The 9,226-nt window shown below is 64.7% G+C and carries 9 protein-coding genes; 1 reads left to right on the plus strand and 8 read right to left on the minus strand.

What is annotated here, in order from left to right:
• The coding region (locus AC1D0P_RS16990; protein ID WP_477677825.1) for a DNA-formamidopyrimidine glycosylase family protein at positions 1-460 on the minus strand (460 nt) is incomplete at its 3' end.
• A 242-nt stretch (positions 461-702) separates the two neighbouring features.
• On the opposite strand from AC1D0P_RS16990, the gene AC1D0P_RS16995 reads away from it, so the two are divergent.
• Positions 703-1,479: a glutathione peroxidase gene (locus AC1D0P_RS16995; protein WP_477677826.1), complete on the plus strand. Its 777-nt coding sequence runs from the start codon at positions 703-705 to the stop codon at positions 1,477-1,479.
• Positions 1,480-1,483: 4 nt separating this feature from the next.
• On the opposite strand, the gene AC1D0P_RS17000 is transcribed toward AC1D0P_RS16995, so the two are convergent.
• From AC1D0P_RS17000 to AC1D0P_RS17030, 7 genes are all read right to left on the minus strand, one after another.
• Positions 1,484-2,296, minus strand: a complete 813-nt coding sequence (locus AC1D0P_RS17000) for a hypothetical protein (RefSeq protein ID WP_477677827.1) — start codon at positions 2,294-2,296, stop codon at positions 1,484-1,486.
• A gap of 447 nt (positions 2,297-2,743) precedes the next feature.
• Complete coding sequence (locus AC1D0P_RS17005) at positions 2,744-4,090, minus strand: type II toxin-antitoxin system HipA family toxin (protein ID WP_477677828.1); 1,347 nt, start codon at positions 4,088-4,090, stop codon at positions 2,744-2,746.
• Positions 4,090-4,431: a helix-turn-helix domain-containing protein gene (locus AC1D0P_RS17010; RefSeq protein ID WP_477677829.1), complete on the minus strand. Its 342-nt coding sequence runs from the start codon at positions 4,429-4,431 to the stop codon at positions 4,090-4,092. The genes AC1D0P_RS17005 and AC1D0P_RS17010 overlap by 1 nt, the downstream gene beginning before the upstream one ends.
• A gap of 157 nt (positions 4,432-4,588) precedes the next feature.
• Positions 4,589-6,709 (minus strand): TonB-dependent receptor domain-containing protein, encoded by a 2,121-nt coding sequence (locus AC1D0P_RS17015; protein WP_477677830.1) that lies wholly within the window; start codon positions 6,707-6,709, stop codon positions 4,589-4,591.
• Positions 6,710-6,816: 107 nt separating this feature from the next.
• Positions 6,817-8,073, minus strand: a complete 1,257-nt coding sequence (locus AC1D0P_RS17020) for an Hsp70 family protein (protein WP_477677831.1) — start codon at positions 8,071-8,073, stop codon at positions 6,817-6,819.
• Positions 8,070-8,591 carry a hypothetical protein gene (locus AC1D0P_RS17025; protein ID WP_477677832.1) on the minus strand — a complete coding sequence of 174 codons (522 nt, stop codon included), beginning with the start codon at positions 8,589-8,591 and terminating at the stop codon, positions 8,070-8,072. The genes AC1D0P_RS17020 and AC1D0P_RS17025 overlap by 4 nt, the downstream gene beginning before the upstream one ends.
• Before the next feature lie 115 nt (positions 8,592-8,706).
• Entirely contained in the window at positions 8,707-9,174 is a 468-nt protein-coding gene (locus tag AC1D0P_RS17030; protein ID WP_477677833.1) for a nuclear transport factor 2 family protein, read from the minus strand.
• Between the last annotated feature and the right edge of the window lie 52 nt (positions 9,175-9,226).

A 9,226-nucleotide genomic window follows, 5' to 3' on the forward strand; every position in this document is an offset into this window, starting at 1 on the left:
TGCCGACACCGGAGAATACCGTCTGGTCCAGTAGCGCGTCGCACACCAGGGCGTCGGGCATGGCCCGCAGTTTCTTGCGGGCGGCCGCGGGATCCCAGGCATCCGACAACACATCGGCGCTCCAGTCGTAAACAGTGTCCAGGGGCTCTTCGACGTAGCGGACCGAGCAGTTGTAGAAGTTCAGTTCCTGGCCTCGGGCAAACCCCAGGCTCAACCGGGGCGCCGCGCCCTCCTTGCCTTCATTGATGCGATAGCTGCCGAACATCAACAGATGGATGCGGACGGAAAAGCCTTCGAACTCGAGCAAAAAATGCTTGCCCCAACTGCGCACCGCTAAAAGGCGCCGGCCCACCAGCCGCGCGATGTCGATGCGGCTGTTGCCACCGGCGCGCCGTACGATCTTGCCGGCAAAGCCCGCGGCCTGTTCCCTGAGAATTTGGATTGACGGCCCTTCGGGCATGAAAACTCCTCCAGCGCCCGGCGGCAGGCAGGCGTGAGGAGATTCTGGAGTTCGCGCCATGCCGGTGCATGTGGGCCGAGGCCGGTGGCAACTGACGGTGCGCGCGCGGCCGCTCGTGGGATTGCCCTACAGCAATGTCGTCGCTGTCCGACAACTCGCAGCGCGCGATGGTCCGCACAATAAATTCATCTCATCGGCGCGGCTGCGATGCGCAGTAGCGCGCCCCAACCAAAGGACTTCCCATGCTCTCCAACAATGAGGGACAACGCGTCCCCGACGTTACCTTCAAGACCCGCCAGAATGAGCAATGGGTCGACGTCACCAGCGCCGACCTGTTCGCCGGCAAGAACGTCGTGGCCTTCTCCCTGCCCGGCGCCTACACGCCCACCTGCTCATCCACCCACCTGCCGCGCTTCAACGCACTGGCAAGGACCTTCAAGGCCCACGGCATTGACGACGTGATCTGTTTTTCGGTCAACGATGCCTTTGTGATGAACGAATGGGGCAAGGCCCAGGAGGCCGGCAATATCACCCTGGTTCCTGACGGCAACGGCGATTTCTCAAAAGGCATGGGCATGCTGGTCGACAAAAGCGATCTTGGCTTCGGCAAGCGCTCCTGGCGCTACTCCATGCTGGTGCGCGACGGCCTGATCGAAAAGATGTTCATCGAGCCCGAGAAAGACGGCGACCCCTTCGAGGTCTCGGACGCCGACACCATGCTCAGCTACCTCGCACCGGATGCCGTGGCGCCCGAACCCATCACCCTGTTCAGCAAGCCGGGCTGCCCGTTTTGCGCCAAGGCCCGCGCCATGCTGGATGAAGCCGGCCTTTCTTACGAGGAAATCACGCTGAGCCACGGCATCAGCACCAACACGCTGCAGGCGGTGGCGGGCGCCGCCACGGCGCCGCAGGTGTTTGCGGGCGGAAAAAAAATCGGCGGATCGGAAGACCTGCAGGCTTGGCTGAAGGAGTTGAAGTCCAGGGCGGAACCTGCATCGCCGCGCCAGTTTCTCAGCTAGGGCTCTACTTGCCCAGCCCGATCGCCGCGCGCATCTTCTCCAGCTGGTCCGCTGTCGGTACCACAAAGGAGAATTGCGGGCCCAGGTCCAGCGCGACGGCGAGCGGCTTGGAGGGTGCTGTCAGGCCCTGGAAGGCGGCAACAGCCTTCTTGACGGTGGCATCCGGCACACTGGCGTGCAGATACAGGCCAAAGCCGACGCTGGTGGCCTTGGTCGGAACCACCACGAGGCGTGCCTGGTGCACTTTTTCGGAGCGCCCGGCGAGGCCCTTGAGGCTGACGCCCAATGCCGCGGGCTCGCGGGTGACGACGCCTGCCCAGGACTGCTCCTCCCACGCAAAGACGGCTTTTGCAATCAGGCCCTGCTGGCCGACGGTGGCTTGCGGCGCGACATCCTCCACATTGCCGCACAGGCCCTCGGCTTTCGCGATGGCGGCCTCCACACCGGCAGCCGTACCAAAGCACTTGGAGCGTTGGAGCTGGTCCAGCACGGCTTTCTGCTCTGCCGGCGGCAGGGTTTTCAGCGCCACGGCGCCCGCGTCGGTGGCGGCCTTGCCGGCAGCGGTAATCGCCAGCACCGCTGGCTGGACCACTTCATTGTTGAACACCACAAGCTTGTAGCCGCTCATCAGGCCGATGACCTGGTTGGTGTAGACCCAGCAATAAGGCGTCCGCCCCGATGCGGTAATGTCGTCCACTTTCTTGATGGCATACAAGGGCGTCTGCGGCAGGCCGGCGCGACCGATGAAGGCATGCATTTCCTGTTCGGCCACGGCGCTTTGATAGGCTGCTTCACCACGGAAAAGCTGGGGGTTCATGTAGGCCCCTCCGTCGCAGCTTTGTGCCCTGGCGGCCGGTGCCAAGCATGCGGCTGCCAATGCCAGCGAAAGGGAAATACGGGACAAATAGTGCATGTTTGGCTCCAGAAGCGGTGGCATTTGACAATTGGGCAGTTTGGCTGCGGTCACCGGATTTAGTAACAAAGTATGACATGCATACATCGGGCCATGATACGGACGACCCTGCTGGAAAGGCAGGCGTTTACCCGGGGTTGACCCGAATATTAGGCAGTAGACGTTGCCATCAGTTTGGCAAGCCGGCAGCCCGGCCCCCGCTCCCGGCCGGAAGGAAACTATGAAATCGGTAGCACGCCAGGTATGTCGGTATTGGGTTACCAGCTCTTCTTCCGAGCATTGTGGCTAGCCAATAGTTATCCTGCGAGCGGTTTTCAACAAGCCGCAGGCTGCCGGCCAAGGGAGCATCCTCTAAAGCGCTTGCGCCCTGCGCCGGGCGCCCGCCGCGCGCCGGGCCCGCCAGCTCTTCACCGCGTCGCAGGCCTCGAAATGCTTGAGCAAGTTCTGCTTTTGCCGCTCCAGCAGGCTGCTGGCCTCGATCATCCGCGGCCAGGTCTCGCAGGCCTTGCCTACCGCTTCATTGAGGACGCCGCGCACGCGCGTTTCGAACATGCCGGTGGCATTGCAGAAGCTGCGCAAGGTCTGGGCCGTGAGCCTGGCCTGCTTTTCCCCGCCGGGTACAAATCGCAAGGCATGGCCGCGCCCGCCCAGGTAAGCCGCGTAGGCCACCACGTCATAGGCCGGGGACAAGCCGGGCGTGCGGCCATCGCGGTAGAGCACGCCGAAATTCTTGACGTGGGCGTCGTAGTTGCCCAGCATCTCATTGACCATCACGCGGCGTATCAACTCCTCCGCCGCGCCCTCCCCCACCTCTGAAGGCAGGCTCATGCCTTCGCGTAGCGTCCTGGCCATGGCGGCATAGCTGGCGGCGGGATGGGTGTATTTTTCTTCGGGCTGGATGCGCAGGATCTGTGCGAAGTCCTCGCAGTGGATATGCCCCTGCGGCCCGCGGTCAAACCGTTTGACGGCCAGGAAATGGCGGCTCTCGCCGAGCACAAAGGGTTGTTCCGCCACGATTTCGTCCATGGGCGCCAGCCAGGCCTCGCAGATATCCACACCCGCGGCCTGCGCCAGGCGCAGCGAGAGTTCTTCCACCTCGGGCAGCAGGGCGAATTCCGCCGTGGGCAGTTTGGCGATGATGTGCGTGCCCTGGGCGTCGCGGGTGCGCGCCACATAGCGACCCTGCTGCTGCACCAGCGCCAGCTTGGGCTGCACGCCCGACAGCGAAGTCGCATCGGGCAGAGGGTCGGCGGTGACGGACATCTCAAGCGCGTCATGGTGCTGGGTGACCACGCCGGCCAGCGCCTTGGCATCGAGATGCGCCGGGTAAGCGTAAACGTTGCCCGGCAGGTCGGTTCCGCAGGCGGCCAGCATGTCGAAATGGTCGTTGGGCCCGCATCCGCGCAGTTGCTCCAGGTGGCGGCGCAGCGGCCCCTCGGGCAACAGGTTTTGAAAGAAAGCCGGCAGGCGGCCGCCTTCGGCATTGAAGAACGGCGTGTTGACGTAGCTGCGCCAGAAAATCTCGCGGCGATGTGCGTCGTCGTCCGTGGCCGACCAGGAAAACACCGGCGATGCCGGGTTGGACCAGAAGGCCTCGTCGGGAATGAAGCGCGTGAGCGCCGTGCTGCCCGTGCCGTATTGGAACAGCAGCCCGGCGCGCAAGGATCCCAGATAGATATCAAGCGCCAGGACATTCATTACCAAGGGCCTTTGGTTTTCCTTGTGCCTGCCGCAGCCGCAGCGAGCTGCGAGGTCTCGGCCACAATGCGATCCACCCGCGAGAGCGCGGGCGGCGCGGGCTCCTGGACACCGTGCGCCTGCAGGCCGGCGGCCACCACTTTGGGCAGCAGCAGCACTTCCAGCCCTAGCTGGTCGGCAATCGCCATCAGCGTGGTGATGCGCGGTGCGGTGCGCCCTTGAAGCACGTTGCGAACGGACAAGGGCGTGAGCCCCGTCTTTTCGGCCAGGGCCTGGTAGTCCAGCTTCAGGCCTTGCCGTTCCTCTTCGAGGCGTGTCGCGATTTCRGACAATGTTTTCATAAATAAAAATATCGTTTTTTCATAAAACAATAGTATTTTATCTATTTATTGGCTTGCGATGGGAAATAATCCATACAAAACTATCTTTTACTCAATAAAAGATAGTTTTATATAGTTTGATTGCGAATCAATGAAAATGAGGACGCGAGTCCTAAAACTAAAACGCGTAGCTGCCCATCCACGAGAGCAGCCAAGTCCGCCCCGCGGCCGGTTCAAAGTAACGGCCGTTGCCTTCGTTGACGATGACGGAACCCGCGTACTTTTTGTTGAAAAGATTGTCCAGCCGCAACGTGCCCAGCATCTTCCAGCCGCCCGCCTCCACGGCATAGCCGACATGCGCCGCCGCGACGGTGAACGAGGCGGCCGCGTCTGAATTAAGGTCGTTGACGGGAACGCTGCCCAGGTAGCGGGCCTCAACGCCGCCGCGCCATCCCCGCACCGGCCGCCAGCCGGCTTCGAGCGCCAGGGCCGAGCGCGCGATGCCGGGAATCCGGTTGCCCGCCGGCACCGCCACATTGGGTGTGGCGCAAGGCGTGGCCGCGCAGGTCAAAAATGCATCGCGGTAACGCGCCTCCAGCCAGGTATAGGAAAGCTGCACCAGCCAGTCGCCGGACAAGGCAAGGCTGGAGGCCAGTTCCACTCCGTGGCGCCGCGTGGCACCCGCATTCTGGAAGGTGCTGCGCCCACCCACATTGGTCTGGCTGACGATTTCATCCCGCGTGGCGGTCTGGAACACAGCCGCGCTCCACTCCAGCCGGTTGGCCGCGCCGGCCTGCGTATGCCCTTTCGCGCCCAGCTCCAGGTTGTTGCTGCGCGAGGGCTTCAAGCCCAGGTTGGGCCCGGTGGAGCCATCAGCCCGGTAGGCGGTCTCGTTCAAGGTCGGGGTTTCAAAGCCCTTGCCCGCGGTGGCGTACAAGCGCAGGTTGTCGGCGGGCGCATACAGCAGGCCCGCTACCGGCAAGGTGGCGCTGTAGCGCACGCTGCCGCTGTCATCGCCGTTGGGCCCTGCCACGTAATGATCAGCCGAATCAAAGCGCACCGTGCTGCGGCGCAGGCCCGCATGCAAGGTCCAGCGCGGAGAAAGTTTGAGGGTGGCCTGCGCATAAGGATCCAGGCTGCTGACGCGATTGGTTTCATCACGGCGCAGCGCGCCCTGCACGCCCAGGCTGGCGCCGCTGAAGTTCTGCATGCCCAGGCGCTGCTCGCGAAGGCTGTCGTAAGCCAGGCCGGCCACCAGCTCCAGCGGCAAACCGGCCAGCTGTGCCTGTGCCGTCAGGCGCAGGTCCGCGCCGGCATAAGAACGGTTCAAATCGATCACGCCGCCCGGATGCAGCGGGCTGGCCTGCGCCGCCACCGGGATGGCCTGGTATTGCACCGTGGCGCGCTGGCCCTGGTAAACCATGGCGCGCAGCCGGTTGCCGCCGCCAAGCGGCAGCTCATAGACCAGGCCCGCCTGGCTCTGGCGCACCGTCTTACGGGTGTTGAACTGGGTGGCCGAGGGGTCGGCGCTTTGAGGCGCGGCATCAAACTGCGCGCGGCTGAGGCCCAGCGGGTCGTCGGCGCGAAGGTCCACATGGTTGGCCACCAGCATGAGCTGCCCGCCGTTGGCGAGTTGCCAGTCGAGGCGCGCATTCGCCAGGTCACGCCGCGCCGCGCTGTGTGCCCGGAAGCCATCGCTGCTGAATTGGCTGGCATTCAAGGTGTAGCCCAGTGCGCCCGCGCTGCCCATGGCTTTGAGGCCGCTGCGGTAAAAACCATCGCTGCCCCAGGCAAGGCTGGGCGTGAGGGTGAGCGGGCCCTGGCCCTGCTCGGTGAACACCTGCACCACCCCGCCCGACGAATTGCCGTACAGCGCTGAAAACGGCCCGCGCAAGACCTCCACCCGGCTGGCCGAGCTCAGGTCTATGTGCGAGAGCTGGCCCTGGCCGTCGGGCATGGTGGCCGGGATGCCGTCGACATAAATACGAACGCCGCGCACCCCAAAGGTAGAGCGTGCCCCGAAGCCGCGCACCGACAACTGCAGGTCCTGCGCCTGGTTTTGCCGATCACGCGCCAGCACCCCGGGCGTCAGCGCCAGGCTTTCCGAGAGGTTGAGCTGCGCGCGGCCGTCGGCGCGAAGCCGCTCGCCGTCGATGACGTCGACCGAAGCCGGCACCTCAAAGGGCGGCAGCTCGGTGCGGGTGGCGCTGACCGTGACAGGCGCGAGCGACTGGGCCAGCGTCGTCGCACCCAGCAAGGGCGACAAGGCCAGCGCGGAGAGGCGAAGGCGGTAAGGCATGAAAGCGGGCACTCGATGGACTATGGACAAGGGCCGGGCCATCGTAGCCTGCCGCCGCGGCCCTTGCCACTGCGCGGCTGTAGGCCGAAGCCGCAAAAACCAGCTGGCTAAGCGAACTTGCGCACCGCATCCAGCGCCAATCCGGCGCCAATGCTGCCAAACCGGTCGCCTTCCACGCTGCGCGCCTGGGGCAGCAACGCGGAGATCTGCTCGCGCAGCAGGGGAACGCCGCTGGAGCCACCGGTGAAGAACACCGTGTCGATGTCGTCCCCGTTGACGCCGGCATCCTTGAGCAGCGCCACGACGGTGCGCGACACCGTGTCCACCAGCTCGCCGATGGCGCTATCGAAATCGGCACGGTGCAAAGTAAGTGTCTCGCCCGGAGCGATGCGTCCCAAATCCATGATGGCTTCGGGCGCATCGGACAGCGCGATCTTGGCCGCTTCCACCTGCATGGCCAGCCAGTGGCCGGCGCGCTCGCGCACCAGGTTCTGCAGGCGGTCCAGCTTGTCCTTGTCGACCGCGCCACGCCGTATGTCACTGATCTGCGTCCAGGATTTTTTGCTGTAGACCTGGTTGATGGTGTGCCAGGTCGCCAGGTTGAAGTACTGGGCCGAGGGCACCTCCAGCCCGCTCGCCAGCCGGCTGCCCAGCCCCAGTGTGGGCATCACGCTGGCCAGACTCAAGTATTTGTCGAAGTCGGTGCCGCCTATGTGCACGCCGCCGCTGGCCAGGATGTCGTCCCGCCGCTCGGCTTTTTTCGCGCGCTCGGGCGACAGGCGCACCAGCGCGAAGTCGGACGTGCCGCCGCCTATGTCCACCACCAGTACCAGCTCTTCGCGCCTGATCTGCGACTCGTAATCGAAGGCCGCCGCGATAGGCTCGTACTGGAAGGCGATGTCTTTCAGACCGACCGCATGGGCGATCTCGGCCAGGGTGTTTTCGGCTTTCTTGTCGGCCTTGGCGTCGTCATCCACAAAAAACACCGGGCGGCCCAACACCGCGCGGCTGAAGGACTGGTCCGCGGCTTTTTCGGCGCGGTGTTTGAGCTCACCGATGAACTGTGCCAGCAGCACGCGAAACGGCAACGCGCGGCCGGCGACCTCGGTGTGGTCGTCGATCATGGCCGTGCCCAACAGGCTTTTGAGCGAGCGCATCAGCCGCCCTTCGTAGCCTGCCAGATAGTCGGCCAACGCTGCGCGGCCGTAACTCACATGCTCGTCTTCCGCATGGAAAAACACCACCGAAGGCAGCGTGGGCTTGCCGCCTTCCAGCGGCAGCAGCGCGGGGAGCCCGGGCCGGCTCCAGCCCGCCGTGGAGTTGGAGGTGCCGAAGTCGATCCCGCAGGCTTGCAGGCCGCTCACCGCCCGGCCGGCTTGGCGAAGCCGTTTTCGGCCCAGGCCACGGCGCTGGCGCGGTTGAGCTTGAAGGACGGCGCCACGCGCACCTGCGCCAGCTGCTCGCCGGTTTCGTCGGCGGCGCTGAGCAGGCCGTGCGGGTTGTCCTCATCGGGAACGATGTCCAGCGAGACGGTCAGGCGCGCCGCGTTGGCGGTCACGGTGATGCTCTGGTGCAGCGTGGCGTGCAGCTGCTGCTCATGCCTGCGCACGAATTCCGAAGCCGTCTTGACCAGGGTGCTGAAGGCCGGCCCATCCAGCGGCTTGGGATTTTTCTTGTCGCGGCCCATGGTCCAGGGGCCGACCAGCGCGGGCTCGGGCTCGCCGTCCTTGATCATCGCGACGGCCCAGCCGTCATCGTCTTCATTCTTGATGACCTTGGCCGTCCAGCCATCGCCGCGCCAAAGCCGCGGCTCCTGGATGGGCGGGGTGTCATTGGGGGATTCATCGGCCAGGCCGGCAGCGGGTGTGTGGGAGTCAGTCAAAACGCGGTCACTCGGGTGGGGCGCCCCGGCAAGGGGCCGGGGGGAAATTCAGGTCACGCAGCGCCTTCAGCGGTGCGCAGGGGGACGTGGATTCTACAGCCCGACCTGAATCCCGTCACAACCCGAGGTCGCTCAGGCTTGGGTGGTCGTCCGGCCGACGGCCCAGCGGCCAGAAAAACTTGCGGTCCGCTTCCTTGATCGGCAGGTCGTTGATGCTGGCGTGGCGCACCGCCATCAGGCCGTTCTCGTCGAACTCCCAGTTTTCATTGCCGTAGGAACGGAACCAGTTGCCGGCATCGTCATGCCACTCGTAGGCAAAGCGCACGGCGATACGGTTGCCGCCAAAGGCCCATAGCTCCTTGATGAGCCGGTAGTCGAGCTCACGCGCCCATTTGCGCGACAGCAGGCCCACGATTTCCTCGCGGCCGGTGACGAACTCGGCGCGGTTGCGCCAGCGGCTTTGCGCCGTGTAGGCCAGCGATACGCGCTGCGGGTCGCGCGTGTTCCAGCCGTCTTCGGCGGCGCGGACTTTCTGTACCGCGGTGTCGTAGGTAAAGGGTGGGAGCGGCGGCCGGGTTTCCATGGTGGGGTCCTTTGGGTGAGGTGGGTGAAAGATGGTAGACAGACCTGTCTAC

This window comes from Polaromonas sp. P1_G2 (genome assembly GCF_056405515.1).

What these genes read in the sequence shown, in the direction of transcription:
- AC1D0P_RS17015 (WP_477677830.1), bottom strand. Translation starts at nt 6,709, where the DNA reads ATGCCTTACCGCCTTCGCCTCTCCGCGCTGGCCTTGTCGCCCTTGCTG.
- AC1D0P_RS17000 (WP_477677827.1), bottom strand. Translation starts at nt 2,296, where the DNA reads ATGAACCCCCAGCTTTTCCGTGGTGAAGCAGCCTATCAAAGCGCCGTG.
- AC1D0P_RS17030 (WP_477677833.1), bottom strand. Translation starts at nt 9,174, where the DNA reads ATGGAAACCCGGCCGCCGCTCCCACCCTTTACCTACGACACCGCGGTA.
- AC1D0P_RS16995 (WP_477677826.1), top strand. Translation starts at nt 703, where the DNA reads ATGCTCTCCAACAATGAGGGACAACGCGTCCCCGACGTTACCTTCAAG.
- AC1D0P_RS17005 (WP_477677828.1), bottom strand. Translation starts at nt 4,090, where the DNA reads ATGAATGTCCTGGCGCTTGATATCTATCTGGGATCCTTGCGCGCCGGG.